Source organism: Psychrobacter piscatorii (genome assembly GCF_904846415.1).
Lineage (GTDB): Bacteria > Pseudomonadota > Gammaproteobacteria > Pseudomonadales > Moraxellaceae > Psychrobacter > Psychrobacter piscatorii.
The window spans coordinates 87093-106819 of record NZ_CAJHAR010000002.1 but is presented as its reverse complement, the minus strand read 5'-3'; the positions used below and the strand labels follow the sequence as shown (position 1 = coordinate 106819).

Below are 19727 nucleotides of genomic sequence, written 5' to 3'. Positions count from 1 at the left end.
TTGCGTAGCGCGATATGGCAATATGTATAAGATAAGACTCGTCATTATCCGTTAAAAAGCCTTTAAAAACCGCTGCTCAGACCCCATATTGTTATAAACTTTAATAAGAAGAAAATCATTATGAGAATGCCTGAACCGCGCTCATCGCGTCAGTTAAACCAATTGGCCACTCAGCTCCAAGGCGAAGCTGAAATCAGTGGTGTCAATGCATCGGGGACGCAAATCTCGAGCCGTGCCTTTGAGATGGTCACAGATTTTGAGCCAGCAGGCGATCAGCCGCAAGCCATCGAAAAGCTGGTCAAAGGTATTGACTCTGGTATGGATGAACAGCTATTGCTAGGTGTGACTGGTTCTGGTAAGACTTATACCATGGCCAAGGTTATCTCTGAATGTCAGCGCCCAACTATCATCATGGCACACAACAAAACACTGGCGGCTCAGCTATATGGTGAATTTAAGTCGTTTTTTCCTAATAATGCCGTTGAGTATTTTGTCAGCTATTACGATTACTATCAGCCAGAAGCGTATGTGGCTGCCAGTGATACCTTTATCGAAAAAGACAGTGCCATTAACGATCACATTGATCAGATGCGTCTGTCCGCCACACGTGCGCTGCTCGAGCGTCGTGATGCCATTATCGTCGCATCGGTGTCGTGTATTTATGGTTTGGGTGATCCAGAAAGCTATCTAAAAATGCTACTGCACGTCGTCGTTGGCGATCAGATAGATCGTACCGCAACTATTAAGCGTTTGGTCGAAATGCAATACACCCGTAATGAGTTAGATTTTGGCCGTGGTACGTATCGTTTGCGTGGTGAGCTGTTAGACATCTATCCTGCTGAGTCTGAGCAGTTGGCGGTACGCGTGCATTTGTTTGACAATGAAGTGGAGAAAATCACATGGTTTGATCCATTGACGGGCAAAACTGTACGCAGCGTGCCACGTATCACCATTTATCCAAAATCGCATTATGTGACGCCGCGCAATAAGTTAGAAGCGGCCAGCCATACCATTCGTGAGGAGCTGGAGCCGCGTTTGGAGTACTTCCGTGAAAACAACAAGCTGATTGAAGCACAGCGTCTCAAAGAACGTACCCAGTATGATCTTGAGATGATTCAGCAGCTCGGCTACTGTAACGGTATCGAAAACTATTCGCAGCATCTCTCTGGTCGTCCATCAGGGGAAGCGCCGCCGACTTTGTTTGATTATATTCCAGAAGATGCATTATTGTTCCTCGATGAATCACATGTCACTGTGTCTCAGATTGGCGCGATGTATAAAGGAGATAGATCACGCAAAGAAAACTTGGTCAACTATGGCTTTCGCCTACCAAGTGCGATGAACAATCGCCCAATGAAGTTTGAAGAATGGGAGCGCATCAAGCCTAAGACGATTTACGTCAGTGCCACGCCAGCGCTGTATGAGCTTGAACACAGTGAGCAGGTGGTTGAGCAGGTCGTACGTCCAACGGGTTTGATTGACCCTGAGATTGAGATACGTCCGGTCTTGACACAGGTCGATGATGTGTTGTCTGAGATTACCAAACGCCGTGAAAAAGACGAGCGTGTATTGATTACCACATTGACTAAGCGTATGTCAGAAGATTTAACCAGCTATTTAAAAGAATATGGCGTCAAGGTTGCCTATCTGCATTCGGATATCGACACGGTAGAACGCATGGAGATCATTCATGAGCTACGTACTGGTGTGCATGATGTGCTAGTCGGTATCAACTTACTGCGTGAAGGTTTGGATATGCCTGAAGTGTCATTGGTGGCGATATTTGACGCTGATAAAGAAGGCTTCTTGCGCTCTGAGCGTTCACTTATTCAGACCATTGGTCGTGCAGCACGTCACTTGAACGGTAAAGCCATTCTCTATGCTGATCGTATTACACCAAGTATGCAAAAGGCGATAGACGAGACAGATCGACGCCGTGATAAGCAAATCGCCTTTAACCTTGAGCATAACATCACGCCAAAAGGCGCACGCCGTAGTATCACTGATAAAATTGATACAGGTGATGACCACGATGCCAATGACAATCAAGTGATACCAATCAAGAGCAATTTGCCTGATGTGGATATCAATATCTTGCGTAGTCCAGATTTGCTTGCCAAAGAAATCAAACGCCTTGAGAAACAGATGCAGCAGATGTCTCGTGATTTGAAGTTTGAGGAAGCGGCAAAAACGCGTGATAAGGTGCTACAATTAAAAGCGCATCTGATCTGATAGGTTAGATATAGCAAAGGTGAGGTACTTAGGAAGTGCTTCACCTTTTTCATGGTTGAATTCTATAGTAGAGCATCTAAAAAGATTGTGATGTGGAAATTTATATGAACAGAATGCGCGTGCATGGTATTGCTGTTGGTCGGTCGTGAGTTTGTATCTATCACGGGCTTTAATCGATTAACACTGGGTAAGCCTGATGAGATGGCAATATTCGTGTAGGTGCTCAAGTTGTTTCGCGAGAAAGGTTGGTTTAATCAAGACAGCTAGAATAGTGTCACGATAATAGAAAGTCACGTTGCTCATTGGTCGCTTTCTTTTTTGTTACTTCTACACTGAAGATAAAGTCAACCTGCCTTCTTACCAACATCAAACGCAGTTTTACATATCGCACCTTAAAAAATCGCTCTCTATCTTATAAGATAACTGTGTAAAGCATGACCCACTAAGCATCTATATAAATGCTGTGCAATAACTATAAAGTTAGGCATGCTCACGTATCTGATAATTATAAAGTTAGGGATGTACTTATGTTTGATATCAAGTCGTTTTTTAAAAGAGAAGTAGAAAAAAAGCTCATCAACGTAGATGATTATATTTTTATGCCTGAGCGGGTAGAGATGGAGCTCGAAGGTGGTCAACTGAACTGTGTATTGAATAGTGATGGCCGCGTAGATATTTTTTATAGTAAAGAAGGCGTGACTGAGGTCGGTTCAGCATCGCGTAAGCATCCGTTTACTGCATTCGAAAAAGAGCTATATCACGGTATCTATGACGACGTTATCAGTGATTTGGTTAAGGAAGTGGATAAAATCATCGACGGCTCTTCTAAGTATTTCCGCCGTGGCCAGTTACTGCCTTTTACCGCCGCTCTCTCACAGAACCCAACGGACGCCAATAAGTTCTAAGCTGCTGAGCTTAACTAAACTGAAAGCATGGTAAAAAAAGCAGGTTAATAAAAAAGGTGCGTTATAGATAACGCACCTTTTTTATTAGCTTGATTTGACGTGTAACGATAGAGTGATGCACATCCTTATATAGGCTAGCGCTTATTTTACAAAACTGGCATAGCAGCTTTGTAGAGATTTCGCGACAACTCTGGCGACCAATTGAGTGCGATACTGTGAGTCGATAGCAGCATTGCCCAATTCAACGATGGTCACTTGCTGCGGTGCTTGCTCACTCACGCAACCACAAACGTTACTTTTGACAGACTCTTGCTGCGCTTCTGTCATAGCAACACTTGCAACACGCCAAGCAGTTTGTTTCTCAATTTGGCTACGGCATTGGTTGTCGATCGCAGCTCTGAAGACATTCATGCCAATCTCGTTTGCGGTACCGATTGCTGTGCCTGTGCCATTATTTGTAGCACCTGTCGTGGTGCAGCCTGCTAGGGCGACAGTAGCCAGCATAACTGTCGAAGCCAAAAGTTTTTTCATACATGAATCCTTTAAGGTATTTGATAATCTTTAAAGTTGTATATTATCAGTAAAACATAGTAATGGCATCATTAACCAGTCGCTTGAGACAGTCTGCAATGCTGTCACTCACAAAAAAGCCAGCTAAAAAAGCTCATAGCTGGCTCTATAGATATGGCGTTATCTAATTTCTATTAGACATTTTTACCATGTTCTTTTTGCTGAATGTCTTTTGCTAGCTTATAGCATTCGTTGATATGATCAGTGGCGATTTTCTTAAAAATCGTATAACCCATCGTTGCTGCAACCAATTGACCGCCTAATGGGATAAATTTGGTAACTTGTTTTGCGGCAATACGACCACCAAAGCCTTGAATAGTTTTCTTAACGATACCCCGTGTCGCCATCAATCCTGCAAAATCGACGGTACGGTCTTTGACAGCGCTCCAATGCACTTCGCGTGATTCTAGGTTAATGGCTGATTGACGGTCTTCGATCAAACCAAAACGTTCGCTAATCTCAGGAAGCAATTGCGTCAGCATACCAGCATCAACCGCCACATCAAAGAACGGTACAGGAACGATGGCGACACCAGCAGATACTCTGGCGCGTTTTTTTACCATGCCGAGGCATTCTTTTTTAACTTGATCAAGATCTAAGCTAGGATCAATCGTATTTGGTAGTTTTTCAGCAGCCGGTGTGGTTTTCATAAAGTATCCTTATAAATAATTAAAATATTAATGATGTAAAATTCAATAATTAGCAAGTCTCTCAGTTGTTTACTATTCTATGGATTTATAGGCGCCATACAATCATTGCTTTGTAGCAAAATGCAGAAAAGTACGGTCACTATGCATCCTTTTTGTAAATGAAGAGCCACATGCGATACGTGTTCACTGAATAAATACCTCTTTCAGAGTACCATTTAAGCCAACATCTTTGGTAGATAAATGCAATATTAGCTAGTGTACAGAGACGCTATAAATTGTCGTTGTGACCCTGCCTTAAAGGCAGTAAAATACGCTCATGCTAAATTTAACCCCCCGTACTACCAGCACTCGCATTGACGAGTTGCCCACCGCGTTGCAACCACTGGCCGCCCAATCATTGACGCTCGCTCGCTTATATGCGGGTCGAGGTATCACTGCGCCTGATGAGCTGGAGACCGGTTTGTCTGGCCTGTTGCCTGCTGACATGCTGCACGATATCACTGAAGCCGTGCGTCTATTGGATATCGCTATTGATGACGGTCAGCGCATTCTGATCGTTGGTGACTTTGACTGTGATGGCGCAACCAGTACCGCGCTGATGATGCGCGCACTCACAAAGATGGGTGCAGTCGTCGATTTTTTGGTGCCCGATCGTTTTAAATATGGTTATGGGCTAACGCCAGAAATTGTCGAATTGGGCATCGCAACCTTTCAGCCAGACATGATAGTGACGGTCGATAACGGTATCTCCAGTCATGAAGGTGTGGCGCGCGCCCAAGCGGATGGTATTACGGTAATTATCACTGACCACCATCTCACGACCAAAGAGACGCCACCCGCTGAAGCCGTCGTCAATCCCAATCAGCTTGCTTGCAATTTCACCAGTAAAGCTCTGGTCGGGGTAGGAGTCGCGTTTTATGTGCTGGGACGATTGGCAAAGCTACGCCGCGACGCTGGCAAGTCTACGGTACAGGTCAGTCAGTATTTAGATTTGGTAGCGCTTGGCACGATTGCAGATGTCGGCGTGCTCGATAAAAACAATCGTATCTTAGTGCATCACGGGCTATCTGCTATTCGTCAAGGTCGCTGCTGCATGGGTATTTTGGCGTTGCTTGAGCAAGCAGGCCGTGACCCCAAGCAATTACACGCGCAAGATTTTGGCTTTGTCTTAGGGCCACGTATCAATGCGGCTGGACGTATGGATAATATGCGTATCGGGATTGAGTGCCTATTGACTGAAGATTGGAGCACCGCCCAGCGTTTGGCGCAAGAGCTTGAGCAACTAAACCGTACACGCCGTCATGTAGAAGGCGAGATGCGTGCGCAGGCAGATAGTATCGTACAGGCATTGGCTACTGAAACTGATATTGAGGTCAATGAAAGCATAAGTGACAGTGGCGATGACCTCATTACTCAGGAAGTTAATACTCAATTCGCCACTACTCATAAGACAAGCTATACAGACACTCGTAGTATCGTTCTGTATCAGGATGATTGGCATCAAGGCGTGATTGGTATTGTCGCTGGACGTTTAAAAGAAAGTCATTACCTACCTAGCATTGTCTTTGCGCCAGCCGATACGGAGCAGACTGGTGAAGACGATGCGATCAAAGGCTCTGCACGATCGATCGCTGGCGTGCACATTCGTGATGCGATTGAACAAGTCGCCGAGCGTCAGCCTGATTTAATCAGTCATTTTGGTGGTCACGCGATGGCAGCAGGTCTGACTCTAAAGCGTCGCAATTTTGAGGCATTTGTCGCGGCTTTCAATGAAGTTATGGCTCAAATGGATGATGACGTATTTGCAGAGCAAAAATTCACTGATGGACCTTTGCAAGCGGAAGATTTTAGCTTGTGGTTCGCTGAACATTTAGCAGATGCTAGCATTTGGGGTCATGGATTCGCACCGCCGATATTTGACGGTGTGTTTGAGGTATTGAGTTTTAAGATATTGAAAGACAAACACCTTAAACTATCGCTGCGTTATCCAGACGTTCAATATCCTATAGAGGCAATCTGTTTTAACTTTGACAATGATGCTTGGAATTATCGTGCCAAAAAAGTGCATTTATTGTTTCAGCTAGACATCAATGAATGGAATGGCAAACAAAGCCTACAGTTGATGGTAAAAGACTTGGCTGTGGTAGAGCAGGGTTAAGGCTTAAATGATATGAGTACAGTCAAGTTTGAGTGTACTGATACCCTTTGCTACTTTTTGACTTAATATCAGTATTTCCACTCAAGAGTGGGGAACTGCCAATCATAACGAATAGCCAGCATACGCAAGGTAAAAATCGTACTCATCGCAGAGACATCAGCAACCCAATCAGCAACGCCTAAATTTTTTAGAGCAAAATACAGAATACCCCCAGTTAGCGCCGCAGTGATATAAATCTCTTGCTGCAATACCAGTGGAATCTCATTACAAATCATATCGCGAATTATGCCACCAACGATGATGGTAATCACCCCCAACAACAGTGCCACTGGCACATTGGTACCCATGCTATCAGCGACCTTAATACCTATGAGCGTAAAGGCGGATAGACCGATGGTATCGGACAGTTTTAGGAACTTGTCGACTCGTCTTGAGTTCGGATGAAAAAATATCTGCATGGCTAGTGAAGAGATCGTAATGACAGTCAGGTAGCTCATATCTACCATCCAAAACAGCGGATGACGATCCAAAATCACATCGCGTACCGTACCGCCACCGATAGCTGTGACGATAGAGACTAGTAGACAACCAAAGACATCAAAGTTCTTATGTTTGGCCAGTATCGTCCCTGAAACGCTACAGGCGATAATCCCAATCATGTCAAAGAAATAGATCAAAGAACGCGGATCAAAAGTAGTGATTAGAGCTGCAGGATCTAACGCGATAGCCAACATAAGCCATTCTCACTATTTTTAATTATCGTTCGTCATGTCTAGAGCAATCAATCTACCAAGTAGCTGATCAAGCAACCAGACGGATAGAGGGCAGATGCCAATCGAATCTAAGCGCCAGCATGCGTACCGCAAAGATGACAAAGAGCATAATAAACTCATTGATGCCAGCGCTGACACCGACATACTGTAGGCATAAATACGTCACAGATCCTGCGATACTGGCCGTGATATAAATCTCACGCTGTAATACGAGCGGTATCTCATTACAGATAATATCACGTAGCATTCCACCAATAATGGCTGTCCAGACGCCCATCATAATAGCGACAAGAGGTGACATACCTTGAGTCAATGCAACCTTAAAGCCAATCACACTAAATGCCGCGAGACCGATGGCATCAAACAGCTTAAGCGCATTATCAATCTTGTGATAGAGATGAAAGAATATTTGTAAGATAAGGGATGTCACGGTAATGACGATCACATAGTTGAGATCCGTCATCCAAAACAGTGGATGACGATCTAGTGCCATGTCACGTAGCGTACCGCCGCCGATGGCATTGACCATCGAAACCAAGATGCAGCCAGCAATATCAAAGCCTTTATGCTGAGCGAGCAATGTCCCTGCAATTGCGCAAGCGATGATACCCACCATGTCCAATAAATATAATAGAATATCAGGAAAAATTAAATCATTAACCATGGTTATATTGCCAAATCTTGAACATCAAAATGATGGGGTTTTTGTTTTGAATAATGAATTTTTGGCTGATGTAAAAAACTCAGCGCATCGTTAGAGCGTCATTTAGCCGTCTTTTGCAAACAAGATTAACCCAATGATAATCAGTACAATACCGATCAAACCCATTGCCGACGGTAGCGGATTGCCCAACAAGATCATCCCTCCAATCAAGGCAAAAATGATTTCACTGGCTTGGGTCGAGTCAACGCCAGCGACCTCGCTTGAGGTGACCGCTTGCTCACGCGCATATAAAAACAGACTGGTCGCAGCCACCCCTGATAACAAAGCAACTAGCAAGGTATTGAATACCTGACCGCTGCCTGGCAACTCAGGGCGTACTACCAACCCTAAGACAATCCAGAACGGGAAACTCCCGACGGTCATTAGCCAGACTTTGTTAAAGGCGTTTTGTAACAGATCCGTCTCGATAACGGGAATACGTCCAATTAAAGTTTGCAGCGTGGAGCTATTCGCAGTGTCACGGTCAGCGCTATGTATATCAACAGCATCGTGGGCACTGGCTAATAGCGCTGTTTCTGCACGCATCGGCTGCGAGTGGTGCTCACTATCTTGAAGTTTGGCCTTGTGCTGCTTGGCATTATAAGATGCCTGCCAAACCAATTGATTACCAATAGGGTAACTAAATGCGGCGATCAATGCTGGTAGCGCGCCATACAGCAGCATCTGTGTCAGCGGTATCGTATTAGCGTCGCTAGGCGCATACAAACCTTCACTGACGTTGACCAGTACGACGCCTACAAAGACAATCAACGCATAAACGATGAATTTTTTATCAAAGCGCTGTCCGAATGCCAGTAGGACAAGTAAACTGGTCACGACGGTAAACATAAAGGTCGCCGCTACGACCCAACCACTGGCGTGATCACCTGCGTAACAGATGCCAGTATAAAACATGCCGAAGCCAATGCTACCAGTAATGCACCAAAACCCTATATGTTGACGAAAAATTGCCCATAGCTCACCGATCCTACCCACGCCATGCTGAACACCAATCATCGCTGTCAATAGCAATAGCATAAAGACATAGCGCAGACTTGCTGACCAAAACCAATGCCCACCAGCAGCGCTCATCAACTCATTCAATACAAAGGTTGAGCTAAAAAACGCACCTGACAGTAGCCCTAGTAAGATCAGCCGAATCATGTTTCCTCCTTGAAAATATGTGCCTATATATGGATTTGTATTTATATTTATTGTTCTAAATGGATGTTCTATCGGTGACTAGCGTAGGGTTTGTCTTTTTATTTGCCTTTAGCGTCTGCCCAAATGATTTTATGCAGCTGCAATTGAAAGCGAACGGGCAAGGCATCTGCCAGCATCCATTCAGCAAGCTCTCTTGCCAAGACAGGAACCTCAGGGCTAAGCGCTTCATCAACATCGTCTGCCACGTTAAACATCGGAGAAAACCAAACGGTGCCGACCAGTTTATCTAGCTGATGCTGGTTCAACTTTTCTTTTGCCCAGTCATAATCTGTACGGTTCATAATGACAAACTTGATTTGATCGTGCTCGGTGAGATGATCGAGATTTGACCAGAGGTTTTTGTCCACTTCGCCTGAGCTTGGTGTTTTGAGATCCATCACTTTGCTGACGGCTGGTGGTACATTTTTTACCGAAAGCGCGCCTGCGGTTTCAAGAGATATCTCATAGCCATCGCTGAGCAAGCGTTTCATCAACTCAATCGCGTTTGGCTGTGCTAATGGCTCACCGCCAGTCAGGCAAATGCGCTTACATGGGTAGCTTTTGATCATGTCTATAATGGTTTCTAATGACTGACGCTCGCCGCCCGTGAAGGCATATTCGGTATCACAGTAAACGCAGCGCAGCGGACAGCCGGTTAGACGTACAAATATCGTCGGCAAGCCAGACGTCAGCGCCTCACCTTGTAGGGAATAAAAAATCTCAGTCAAACGCAACCCTGCTTCAGGGTCAGTGACGGGGATAGCGGCGGTGCGCAATAGTGATTCACTCATAATATGTCAAATACAGTTAAAGGTTGATAAGGCGATGAAGCGGTTATCAATCGTAATAAAGAAGAAGGCAGGTTGTGATATTTGTCGTTTTATGTTTGGATAAAACAAAACCAAAAAACGGATTATAACGCAACGCTCTGCATTAAGGTGCAAAAAAGACGCTGAAGTTTTCTTCAGCGTCTTTAGTAAAGATAGTTTATCGCCATCCGTACCGTTCGGGTAAGAGGCTATGAATATTAAAAATACTAGTCTAAACGTAATAGCTCATTCACAGCAGTTTTTGCACGTGTTTGCGCATCTACCTTTTTCACGATGATAGCAGCGTACAAGCTGTGAGTGCCGTCTTCTGATGGCAAGCTGCCTGGTACGACAACAGAGCCTGCTGGTACACGGCCGCGATGAATCTCGCCAGTCTCACGGTCATAGATGCGTGTAGATTGACCAATATAGACGCCCATAGAGATGACAGCGCCTTCTTCGACGATCACGCCTTCAACGATCTCAGAGCGCGCACCGATGAAGCAATTGTCTTCGATGATGGTTGGGTTGGCTTGTAATGGCTCTAAAACACCGCCGATGCCAACGCCGCCTGATAGATGCACGTTTTTACCGATTTGCGCACATGAGCCAACGGTTGCCCACGTATCAACCATCGCGCCTTGATCGACATATGCACCGATGTTGACATAAGAAGGCATGAGTACCGCACCCGCTGCGATATATGAACCTTTACGAGCAACGGCTGGTGGTACAACGCGAACGCCTGCTTCTTTGAACTGTGCTTCAGTCCAGTTAGCAAATTTCGTTGGCACTTTGTCATAGAACTGCACATGCTCGCCCGCTGCTTGAACGTAGTTATCGTTCAAACGGAACGATAGCAGTACTGCTTTTTTGGCCCACTGATTGACGACCCATTCGCCATCCTTCTTTTCGGCAACGCGTAGGCTACCGTTATCTAGCTGCTCAAGTACTTGCTCAATCGCGTCACGCACGTCTTGTGGCATGTTGCTTGGGCTGTATTCGTTGCGGTTTTCAAAAGCTTGTTCGATGGTTTGTTGTAATGACATAAAGGTTCCTAAAATGAATGAAAGGGAGGGTGATCTTAATGTTATGGTTAAAGACTTATATGACCCGGCCTAAAGAAAATTCAAGGTATGGCTTGGTCCAAAAACTTGCTTGCCGTATTGTCGCTAATTTGACCACTTTTAGCAAACAAGTTCAGTATTTCATTATGGCAGTGCTCGAGAAAAAGCGCTCAAAAGACTGCTCAAGATGAATGGTTTATCGTGCTTTAAGCGTCTGGTGCAATGTTTTTTATCCACGCTAAAATGTCTTGATAAACCGTTTGATGATCTGTTTCGTGTAATACTTCATGGCGCATATTGGGATACAGCTGAATATCAACATGGCTAAATTTTTGTTTATGTAGGCGTTTGACCACGCGGCGAATACCGCGTCCCATGTTACCAATAGGATCATCTTCACCGCTGATAAACAGCATTGGGAAGTGTTTAGCAATGGTGGTGGCCCAGCCTTTATTTAGTCCGGTATCCATCAAAGTAAATAATGTCATAAAGCCATTGTTAGTAAAGTCAAAACCAGTCTTTGGATCAGCTTCATAGGCTTCAATATTTGCAGTATTTTCACTCAACCAAGCAAACTTCGATGATGCAGTGCGATCTTTTAGTTGACTGTTCAATACTTTGTTCATGGTATTGGCAAGTACTGAGTTCGGCTGTCTAGGTGCCACTTTTGCCAATACTTTATTGATAGGCAGCAAAACTTTGGTCAATGGATTGACGTCTGCCGAGCCCATCAATATCGCTCCAGTGAAATTATGCGCATGATGCTTAAGTACGTTACGCACGATAAATGAGCCCATGGAGTGGCCCATCACAAAATGCGGTACATCGGGGTGACGTGCTTTTAGACTATCTGCCATAACAATCACATCTTTTAGCAGCGATTGCACGGGATGCTCTTCACCAAAAAACCCCAAATCCGCTTCGGTCTTGATGGTTTGTCCATGACCAAGATGATCATAAGTTGCGACAGCGATGCCATTGTCCGCCAAGAACTGTGCAAAGTCTGCATAGCGACCACTGTGCTCTGCCATCCCATGCACAATCAATAGCGTCGCACTGATGGCAATATTTTTGTCACTTGGCTCAAAAAAGTTGTGGTGCAAGTAGTGAGTGTTGTCGGAGGAGAGAATGTTATCATTACTGGTATCGAGAGTGTTACTCATATAAGCTTCCTTGACAGGTTTTAATGGTCTATATTTTTTATAGATCGTTATTTCAAAAATGCCGATCAGTTAGGTGGCGTCGTTATGATTTTATTTTACTAGGCGCTGATTGGTCGACCATTTTACCTTATTTTTTTGTGTTACGTGACAGGGTAATTAAATCTATACTTGGTAGCAGCATTTAATGACAAAAATGAGTATGGTCAGTATTATTTAAGTCACTTATACCATCCACCCGATCATCAGGGTCGTCTATCAGACATATCTTATTTGTAAACTGCTTTTGTGCTACTTATATTATAGGCACTAGGGCTTGTCCCTTGTTCAAACGTTTATCACTATTTTTAAAATAGGGACACGCCCTATAACTTGCTCGTCAAACATCTATCCATCACTTTGATTAGGATGCCAATGAAACAGCTGTCGCCAAAAAAACTACTATTAGCAGGAGCAGGTCATGCTCATATTGGACTGTTACGTCGGCTTGTTACTGGGCAGCTAGAGAGTACGGATTTTAAGGGAACGGCTATAGACATCGCTCTAATTAGCGAGCATCCGCAGACTATATATTCAGGAGTGCTACCTGGTTGGATGGCAGGACATTACTCGCTTGACGATATCAGTATCGATATAAAATCACTTTGTAGGCGAGCGGGTGTGCGCTTTATTCAGCAGTCGATCGTGCAGGTTGATGCGGCATCCAATATGGTCGCGACAATGGGCGATGAGCGATTGGCACTTGATTATGATGTGTTGTCATTGAATACTGGCGCAGATACAGATATGCGTTGGTTAGATAAACGAGACAGCTATGCTAAGACGGATACTCACGCTAGCACGGACGTAATCGCTATTCGTCCCTTGTCAGGTTTTATCACGCATTGGCAGCAGATTTTGGCTGAGGCGCGGCAAGCTAGTCAATACCAATTGGCTATCGTTGGTGCTGGGGCCGCCGCGGCCGAATTGGTCATGGCAGCTCAAGTCGCGCTACAGCATATCAATCCAAATCATCAAGTGACACTGGTGTGCGGTGAGCATCTTTTGTCAGGATTTAATCCGCGTTTTCAGAAGCGCGTTATTAGGCAGCTGCATCGCCATGATATTAAGATAGTCCATGAGCGAGCGACTGGTTATCATGATGGTCATTTATTGACCGCACATGACACGCTGCCTATGAATACTGTGATCGCTGCGACGGGAGTGGTAGGATCAGCATGGACCGCTGCCACTGATTTACAGACGGTAGATAATGGTTTTATGGCCGTTAATGCCATGCAGCAGAGTTTCTCTCACCCTAATGTATTTGCCGTTGGTGACGTAGCCACGCGAGTAGATAAAGACGTGGCGCATTCAGGCGTTCATGCGGTACATGGCGGCGCGATAGAGGCAGATAACCTATTGGCCTATCTCAAAGACAAACCCATGCAAGACTATCAACCCAAAACCAATACGCTATATTTATTGTCTTGCGGGGACAAGTACGCTATTGCTAGTTGGGGAGCGCTCAGTCTACAAGGTCGCGGGCTTTGGTATCTAAAACGGTACATCGATCAGCGCTTTGTTAAGGCTAGGTAGAGCAGCACTGGTTGGCATAAATAACAAAATCGATCTTACAAAACTGATGTTATTGGTGATTCACAATCAGGTATGATTGATTAAACAAAATGTAAAATGACAGGTCAATAAACAAGGTATGATGTTTATAAAATAGCAAATAAAAGCAATTACTTACATGTAAATATATCTTTTTTGAGTTGGGTCATTAACGGGGTCTATACGATTATGAAATCGACTATCGCATTACTTGAGCACACTGACTTTCCGGCGATCAAACGCCGAGAACTAACGATACTCCAAGTCAACATGGGCTACTTATGCAATATGTCTTGCGTCCATTGCCATGTGGCGGCCAGTCCTTATCGCACAGAGATGATGTCACGCGAGTTGGTTGAGCTGATTCCCAAAGTATTGCAAGCGCAAAATATCGATACGCTCGATTTGACCGGCGGTGCCCCTGAGATGCATGAGGACTTTAAATATTTGGTCACAGCGGCGCGTGCGCTGGGCGTCAAAGTGATAGACCGCTGTAACCTGACCATTCTTATGGAAGAGGGCTATGAGGACATGGCGCAGTTTTTAGCAGACAATCAAGTCGAAGTCGTGGCATCCTTGCCATGTTACTCCTTAGAAAACGTAGATAAACAGCGTGGCAAAGGGGCATTCGACGACAGTATATTAGGACTGCAAAAACTCAATCAGTTAGGATATGGTAGGTCTGATTCAGGTCTGACCTTAAATTTGGTCTACAATCCGCAAGGCGCGAGCTTACCGCCCAATCAGCAGCAGCTTGAAGCGGACTATAAGCGGGAGCTAAAAGAACACTTTGATATCGAGTTCAACCATCTATTTGCCCTTACCAATATGCCGATTCAGCGTTTTGGCGCGGTACTATTGGCCAAAAATGAATTCCACCCGTATATGGATTTACTCAAAGAAAACTACGTGTCGGACAACTTGAGTGAAGTGATGTGCCGCTCGACCATTAGTGTCAATTGGTTAGGTGAATTATTTGATTGTGATTTTAACCAGCAACTAGAGATGCCTGTGCCCAATAAATCGCGCCGCCATCTCAGCGATCTGCTTACCCAAAATCCCTCTGGCGATGCCATTGCTATTGCGGATCATTGCTACGGCTGCACGGCAGGACAGGGCAGCAGCTGCGGCGGCGCGTTAGAAGAAGAGACCGTAGAGCAGACGATAGCAGACACGACTGTTTAGACGCCCATATTTACCATTAAGGGTCGTTGATCATAAATAGTTGTTAGGCTATCGAGCTGGACAGCTGCGACAGACAAACATCACCAATTCAAGTGGAGTGAATCTCATGTCAAGATTGAATTTTTCAACAAAGACCTTGGTCGTGCAACCAATTATTGCGCTCGCGATTTTATCATCAAGCGCGGCTGCCTATGCAGATTTCAACCATCAAAGTTGGGATAGCTTATTAAATAAGCATGTCACCATGACCAACGGTGGTAAGGCTTCCGTGGTGAATTATGCGGGCATGCAAGCGGATAAGAGCAAGCTGGCAAGCTATCTTGAAGCGACGAGCAAAGTCTCTCAAGCAGAATTTAATCGTTGGAATAAAAACGAGCAGTTAGCATTTTTGATTAATGTCTACAATGCAGGTACGGTTGATTTGGTACTCACGAAATATCCTAATATTAAATCCATCAAAGATATCGGTGGTCTGTTTGGTTCACCGTGGAAGCAAGAGTTCATTCCGCTATTGGGTAAAACGCGTTCGCTTGATGATATCGAGCACAACCTCATACGTGGCTCCAAACGCTACAATGATCCGCGTATTCACTTCGCGGTTAATTGTGCGAGTATTGGTTGTCCTGCACTGCAAGATGACGCCTTTACTGGCAAAGGTTTGGATAGTCAATTAGAACAGGCAACTGCTAAATTTTTGGCAGATGGTAGTCGCAACAATCTTAAGGGCAATACACTAAGGGTGTCGCCGATTTTTAAATGGTACAAGTCAGACTTTGAGAGTAATTGGCGTGGCACAAAAGATTTAGAAGGATTTTTGGGTCGTTATAGCTCGTCACTCGGAATGAGTAAAGCGCAGACATCAGATCTAAACCAAGGCAAAATAAAAATCAGCTACACTGACTACAATTGGAATTTGAACAAAAAATAAGTCAATGCTCGCGAGTTTATTTTTATTAAAACGGGACATACCTTGAAAATCTCTATCATTATTCCATTATTAAATGAAGTGGATAATTTGCCACATCTCATTTCTCATATCCATACGCTCAGCCCCGCGCCGCAGCAAGTGATAGTGGTAGATGGGGGGTCAACGGATGGCTCGATGACTGCCGCTTATAATTTGCTAAAAGCGTTGCCAAAGATGACCCCGTCTTCAATTGACTGGCATATTATTGAGTTCACTGCTGGACGTGCTTGTCAGATGAACGCTGGCGCTAAGCGAGCGACTGGAGATGTGCTGCTATTTTTACATGCTGATACTCAGTTGCCGACTGATGCGATACATCAGGTACAGCGAGCAATGGCAGAGCATGACTGGGGACGTTTTGATGTACGCTTGGACAGTTCTCATCCGTTATTAAAAGTTGTTGGTATGATGATTAATAAGCGCTCACGTTTGGTCAGTATCGCAACGGGTGATCAAGCTATTTTTATTAAAAAATTTTTATTTGAACGACTGGATGGCTATCCTGATCAGCCATTGATGGAAGATGTCGAGCTATGTAAGCGCCTAAAAACCATTAGTAGGCCCGCTTGTTTAAAAAGCACAGTGACGACTTCCGCACGGCGTTGGCAGCAACATGGATATTTCCGCACCATATTTTTGATGTGGCATTTGCGCTTTGATTATTGGCGCGGGGTATCGCCTGACAGCTTAAAGCAGCGTTATTATAAGTAGGAACGATCCAGCCGTATTGGACTAATAACAATAATAAAAAGGGCTTCGTATTGATGCAGGCGACCAGCAACCGAACCGCTACCATAGATGTTAACCCACAGATAAGAGAACAAACTACCTGCGTCATTTTATTTGCCAAATATCCAGCACGTGATAAAGCAAAGACTCGTCTGCAACCTGCATTGGGTATCGATGGTGCTGCGGATATGGCAAGGCAGTTGTTATTACATAGTGTCGAGCAAGCTGTGGCGAGCGACTTTGCCATTGAGCTATGCGTGAGTCCAGCGCAAACTGATGCCTGCTGGCAAGCGCTTGATTTACCCGAGTCACTGCAATGGTCTGCTCAGGCAGAAGGTGATTTGGGTAGGCGCATGTTGATAGCCAGTCAGAACGCATTGGAAAAATATGAAAAAGTTGTCTTAATTGGGACGGATTGTCCTAGCCTCACGGCAGAGCGTATACAGACCGCCGTACAGCAGCTAGATGAAAATAGCGCGGTGATGATTCCTGCAACCGACGGGGGCTATGTGTTGCTCGGATTCAACCAAGTCGATGAAAGCCTTTTTTCAAATATCAGCTGGAGTACGTCTAGCGTCGCTGAAGTCACTAAGCAGCGTATCGCGGCGTTAGGTTGGGCACTGGCGTTATTGCCAGCGTTGCATGACATTGATGAGCCTGATGATTTAAAGCATCTACCATCAGATTGGCGCAATACACTCAACAAAATCTAAAAATTAAACATGATTTTCTATAGTTATTTACTTAACTTTTAATTGGATTTTACTATTAATAAGGACATTGTTATGCATGACGTTGTGCAAAATTACTATGGCAAAGAGCTGCAAGGTACTGATGATTTAAAAACCTCAGCGTGTTGTGATATTAGCAATATGCCTGAGTGGCTAAAGCCGTTATTGGCAAATATTCATGATGAGGTATTGAGCCGTTATTATGGCTGCGGACTGGTGTGTCCTGCATTGCTTGAAGGTTGCCGAATTCTAGACTTGGGCAGTGGTTCAGGACGAGATGTTTACGCACTTGCGCAATTGGTAGGCGAGACGGGGCATGTGGTTGGCGTGGATATGACCGATGAGCAACTAGCCGTTGCAAAGGAACATCAGGATTACCATGTCGAGAAGTTTGGCTATGACAATGTGACGTTTTTGCATGGTTATATCGAAAAGATAGATGAGCTAGACCTTGCTGATGGTAGCTTCGATATTATCGTTTCAAACTGTGTTATCAATTTATCACCAGATAAAGCCGCCGTGATGGCGAGCGTACAGAGACTACTCAAGCCTGGTGGCGAATTTTATTTTTCTGATGTTTATGCTGATCGCCGTATCCCGCAACACTTGATAGATGATCCTGTGTTATATGGCGAGTGTTTGAGTGGCGCGTTGTACTGGAAAGACTTTATCCGTTTATCAAGAGACGCAGGGTTTTTAGACCCACGTCTGGTCGAAGATCGTCCGCTTGAGATTACAGATCCTGTATTGGCTGCCAAAATTGGTGATATACAGTTTTTTTCGGCCACTTATCGTTTATTCAAAATTGCCACGTTAGAAGATGCCTGCGAAGATCATGGACAAGCGGTGATATACAAAGGGTCTATCGAGCAATCCCCACATCGGTTTGATCTAGACAAGCATCATGCGATTGAGGCAGGTCGAGTATTCCCTGTGTGCGGCAATACCTTTCGAATGCTACAAGAATCTCGCTTTGCGCCGCATTTTGAATTTATCGGTGATGACAGTCGCCACTATGGTATTTTTGCAGGGTGCGGTGAGCTGATGCCATTTAGTCAGGCTATAGTACCATCATCTGGTGTGGGCGGTTGCTGTTAAGAGTGGTGCTGTTAAGAGTAAAGGCGTCTGGTTAGCTTTTATCCCAAACATGCTGATTAAAACGATAAAAAGGCCACTAAGTAAATTAATGGCCTTTTTGCATGTGAGTAAAATTTGGGTTGTTGTTTTCGTCTCAAACAAGCACTTATCTAAATATGTTTAAATATCTAGTATAACAACGCAGCCAATCTGATTTTGGTATGTTCGTCCATCATGTCTATAGGCGTGACCAAGGCCTGTGCGAGAGCGTTATGGGCGATGGATTCGGGTAATTCAGCGGCAATTAAAGCAACGGCTTCTTGAATCACCTTTTGAGCGTTTTCAGCATTTTTCATCAGGTTTTTTATTGCATAGTCTGCACTGACGGCTTCTTCGCTAGGATGCCAACAATCAAAATCTGTCACCAAGGCCAATGTCGCATAAGCCATGCTGGCTTCACGTGCTAATTTGGCTTCTGGCATATTGGTCATTCCGATGATATCCGCTTGTATTTGACGATACCACTCTGACTCTGCACGGGTTGAGAACTGTGGACCTTCGATACAGACATAAGTCGCTTTTTTGTGACAGCTGCCCTCAGCAATATCTGCCTGATTGTAGGCACGCGTCAGGATATCTGATAGGGCGGGACAGAGTGGGTCTGCCATTGATACATGAGCGACTGCACCCTCACCAAAAAACGTACTTGCACGATATTTAGTCATATCGATCATTTGATCTGGCACGACCATATCTAGTGGTTTGAGGTGTGCTTGCAACGAGCCGACCGCGGATACTGAGACAATGTAGCGTACGCCTAACGTTTTTAGGGCGTATATATTGGCGCGATAGGGTACTTCAGATGGAGTCAGTTTATGACCTTGACCATGCCGCGTCAGAAAAGCAACCGTTACTCCTTCTAATTCACCCAAAACAATGTCATCGGATGGACTGCCATAAGGGGTCTGTATCGTCACGCTGCGCTTATTAGTCAGTGCTTGGATCTGATACAGACCACTGCCACCAATGATGGCAATGTCAGCAGACAATGATTCCAGCGCTTCTGTTGTAGATATTGTCATAAAAATTACCCAAGTTGAGTCATAAAAAATAATGGTTTCGGTTCATATAATGAAGCATTCATCGGCTTACGTAAAACGTGCTCTAGACAAAGCCAATGAATAAATATCCAGTCAAAATATAGCAGAATCA

At 44.7% G+C, this 19727-nt stretch carries 18 protein-coding genes; 9 read left to right on the top strand and 9 right to left on the bottom strand.

The genetic code is table 11. The annotated features are described in order from the left end of the window. The first annotated feature begins 120 nt into the window (after positions 1-120). A complete protein-coding gene (gene uvrB / locus JMX83_RS01370) occupies positions 121-2232 on the top strand; it encodes an excinuclease ABC subunit UvrB (RefSeq protein WP_201598412.1) in 2112 nt (703 codons plus the stop codon). Positions 2233-2759: 527 nt separating this feature from the next. Continuing rightward, entirely contained in the window at positions 2760-3137 is a 378-nt protein-coding gene (locus JMX83_RS01365) for a hypothetical protein (RefSeq protein ID WP_201598410.1), read from the top strand. 141 nt (positions 3138-3278) lie between these two features. On the opposite strand, the gene JMX83_RS01360 is transcribed toward JMX83_RS01365, so the two are convergent. Together JMX83_RS01360 and JMX83_RS01355 are read right to left on the bottom strand one after the other, a co-directional pair. Continuing rightward, the gene (locus tag JMX83_RS01360; protein ID WP_201598408.1) at positions 3279-3668 is read right to left on the bottom strand and encodes a hypothetical protein; all 390 of its coding nucleotides are present in this window, start codon (positions 3666-3668) and stop codon (positions 3279-3281) included. Positions 3669-3841: 173 nt separating this feature from the next. Beyond that, positions 3842-4357 (bottom strand): hypothetical protein, encoded by a 516-nt coding sequence (locus JMX83_RS01355; protein WP_201598406.1) that lies wholly within the window; start codon positions 4355-4357, stop codon positions 3842-3844. Between the two features lie 316 nt (positions 4358-4673). On the opposite strand from JMX83_RS01355, the gene recJ reads away from it, so the two are divergent. Continuing rightward, positions 4674-6515 (top strand): single-stranded-DNA-specific exonuclease RecJ, encoded by a 1842-nt coding sequence (gene recJ, locus JMX83_RS01350; protein ID WP_201598404.1) that lies wholly within the window; start codon positions 4674-4676, stop codon positions 6513-6515. A 68-nt stretch (positions 6516-6583) separates the two neighbouring features. On the opposite strand, the gene JMX83_RS01345 is transcribed toward recJ, so the two are convergent. The 6 genes from JMX83_RS01345 to JMX83_RS01320 form a co-directional block, all read right to left on the bottom strand. Further along, positions 6584-7249 (bottom strand): trimeric intracellular cation channel family protein, encoded by a 666-nt coding sequence (locus tag JMX83_RS01345; RefSeq protein ID WP_201598402.1) that lies wholly within the window; start codon positions 7247-7249, stop codon positions 6584-6586. Between the two features lie 67 nt (positions 7250-7316). Then, positions 7317-7952, bottom strand: coding sequence for a trimeric intracellular cation channel family protein (locus JMX83_RS01340; protein ID WP_201598401.1), 636 nt, complete (start codon positions 7950-7952; stop codon positions 7317-7319). Positions 7953-8054: 102 nt separating this feature from the next. Then, on the bottom strand, positions 8055-9155 hold the full coding sequence (locus JMX83_RS01335; RefSeq protein WP_201598399.1) for a multidrug resistance efflux transporter family protein: 1101 nt from the start codon (positions 9153-9155) through the stop codon (positions 8055-8057). Positions 9156-9253: 98 nt separating this feature from the next. Then, entirely contained in the window at positions 9254-9985 is a 732-nt protein-coding gene (gene queE / locus JMX83_RS01330) for a 7-carboxy-7-deazaguanine synthase QueE (protein WP_201598398.1), read from the bottom strand. A gap of 245 nt (positions 9986-10230) precedes the next feature. Continuing rightward, entirely contained in the window at positions 10231-11052 is an 822-nt protein-coding gene (gene dapD / locus JMX83_RS01325; RefSeq protein ID WP_071001928.1) for a 2,3,4,5-tetrahydropyridine-2,6-dicarboxylate N-succinyltransferase, read from the bottom strand. Between the two features lie 224 nt (positions 11053-11276). Next, positions 11277-12233, bottom strand: coding sequence for an alpha/beta fold hydrolase (locus tag JMX83_RS01320; RefSeq protein ID WP_201598397.1), 957 nt, complete (start codon positions 12231-12233; stop codon positions 11277-11279). Between the two features lie 411 nt (positions 12234-12644). Between JMX83_RS01320 and JMX83_RS01315 the strand changes: the two genes are divergently transcribed. The 6 genes from JMX83_RS01315 (at position 12645) to JMX83_RS01290 (ending at position 18536) form a co-directional block, all read left to right on the top strand. Further along, positions 12645-13808, top strand: a complete 1164-nt coding sequence (locus tag JMX83_RS01315) for an FAD-dependent oxidoreductase (RefSeq protein ID WP_201598396.1) — start codon at positions 12645-12647, stop codon at positions 13806-13808. A 207-nt stretch (positions 13809-14015) separates the two neighbouring features. Further along, positions 14016-15011, top strand: a complete 996-nt coding sequence (arsS, locus tag JMX83_RS01310) for an arsenosugar biosynthesis radical SAM (seleno)protein ArsS (protein WP_201598395.1) — start codon at positions 14016-14018, stop codon at positions 15009-15011. A 106-nt stretch (positions 15012-15117) separates the two neighbouring features. Next, positions 15118-15939, top strand: a complete 822-nt coding sequence (locus tag JMX83_RS01305; RefSeq protein ID WP_201598394.1) for a DUF547 domain-containing protein — start codon at positions 15118-15120, stop codon at positions 15937-15939. 42 nt (positions 15940-15981) lie between these two features. Next, positions 15982-16689 carry a TIGR04283 family arsenosugar biosynthesis glycosyltransferase gene (locus JMX83_RS01300; RefSeq protein WP_201598393.1) on the top strand — a complete coding sequence of 236 codons (708 nt, stop codon included), beginning with the start codon at positions 15982-15984 and terminating at the stop codon, positions 16687-16689. A 53-nt stretch (positions 16690-16742) separates the two neighbouring features. Then, a complete protein-coding gene (locus tag JMX83_RS01295; RefSeq protein WP_201598392.1) occupies positions 16743-17420 on the top strand; it encodes a TIGR04282 family arsenosugar biosynthesis glycosyltransferase in 678 nt (225 codons plus the stop codon). Positions 17421-17492: 72 nt separating this feature from the next. Further along, positions 17493-18536 (top strand): methyltransferase domain-containing protein, encoded by a 1044-nt coding sequence (locus JMX83_RS01290; protein ID WP_201598390.1) that lies wholly within the window; start codon positions 17493-17495, stop codon positions 18534-18536. 167 nt (positions 18537-18703) lie between these two features. Here the strand turns inward: JMX83_RS01290 and mtnP are convergent, their stop codons facing one another. Further along, positions 18704-19597 (bottom strand): S-methyl-5'-thioadenosine phosphorylase, encoded by an 894-nt coding sequence (gene mtnP, locus JMX83_RS01285; protein WP_201598387.1) that lies wholly within the window; start codon positions 19595-19597, stop codon positions 18704-18706. Between the last annotated feature and the right edge of the window lie 130 nt (positions 19598-19727).

What these genes read in the sequence shown, in the direction of transcription:
- uvrB (WP_201598412.1), top strand. Translation starts at nt 121, where the DNA reads ATGAGAATGCCTGAACCGCGCTCATCGCGTCAGTTAAACCAATTGGCC.
- JMX83_RS01365 (WP_201598410.1), top strand. Translation starts at nt 2,760, where the DNA reads ATGTTTGATATCAAGTCGTTTTTTAAAAGAGAAGTAGAAAAAAAGCTC.
- JMX83_RS01360 (WP_201598408.1), bottom strand. Translation starts at nt 3,668, where the DNA reads ATGAAAAAACTTTTGGCTTCGACAGTTATGCTGGCTACTGTCGCCCTA.
- JMX83_RS01355 (WP_201598406.1), bottom strand. Translation starts at nt 4,357, where the DNA reads ATGAAAACCACACCGGCTGCTGAAAAACTACCAAATACGATTGATCCT.
- recJ (WP_201598404.1), top strand. Translation starts at nt 4,674, where the DNA reads ATGCTAAATTTAACCCCCCGTACTACCAGCACTCGCATTGACGAGTTG.
- JMX83_RS01345 (WP_201598402.1), bottom strand. Translation starts at nt 7,249, where the DNA reads ATGTTGGCTATCGCGTTAGATCCTGCAGCTCTAATCACTACTTTTGAT.
- JMX83_RS01340 (WP_201598401.1), bottom strand. Translation starts at nt 7,952, where the DNA reads ATGGTTAATGATTTAATTTTTCCTGATATTCTATTATATTTATTGGAC.
- JMX83_RS01335 (WP_201598399.1), bottom strand. Translation starts at nt 9,155, where the DNA reads ATGATTCGGCTGATCTTACTAGGGCTACTGTCAGGTGCGTTTTTTAGC.
- queE (WP_201598398.1), bottom strand. Translation starts at nt 9,985, where the DNA reads ATGAGTGAATCACTATTGCGCACCGCCGCTATCCCCGTCACTGACCCT.
- dapD (WP_071001928.1), bottom strand. Translation starts at nt 11,052, where the DNA reads ATGTCATTACAACAAACCATCGAACAAGCTTTTGAAAACCGCAACGAA.
- JMX83_RS01320 (WP_201598397.1), bottom strand. Translation starts at nt 12,233, where the DNA reads ATGAGTAACACTCTCGATACCAGTAATGATAACATTCTCTCCTCCGAC.
- JMX83_RS01315 (WP_201598396.1), top strand. Translation starts at nt 12,645, where the DNA reads ATGAAACAGCTGTCGCCAAAAAAACTACTATTAGCAGGAGCAGGTCAT.
- arsS (WP_201598395.1), top strand. Translation starts at nt 14,016, where the DNA reads ATGAAATCGACTATCGCATTACTTGAGCACACTGACTTTCCGGCGATC.
- JMX83_RS01305 (WP_201598394.1), top strand. Translation starts at nt 15,118, where the DNA reads ATGTCAAGATTGAATTTTTCAACAAAGACCTTGGTCGTGCAACCAATT.
- JMX83_RS01295 (WP_201598392.1), top strand. Translation starts at nt 16,743, where the DNA reads ATGCAGGCGACCAGCAACCGAACCGCTACCATAGATGTTAACCCACAG.
- JMX83_RS01290 (WP_201598390.1), top strand. Translation starts at nt 17,493, where the DNA reads ATGCATGACGTTGTGCAAAATTACTATGGCAAAGAGCTGCAAGGTACT.
- mtnP (WP_201598387.1), bottom strand. Translation starts at nt 19,597, where the DNA reads ATGACAATATCTACAACAGAAGCGCTGGAATCATTGTCTGCTGACATT.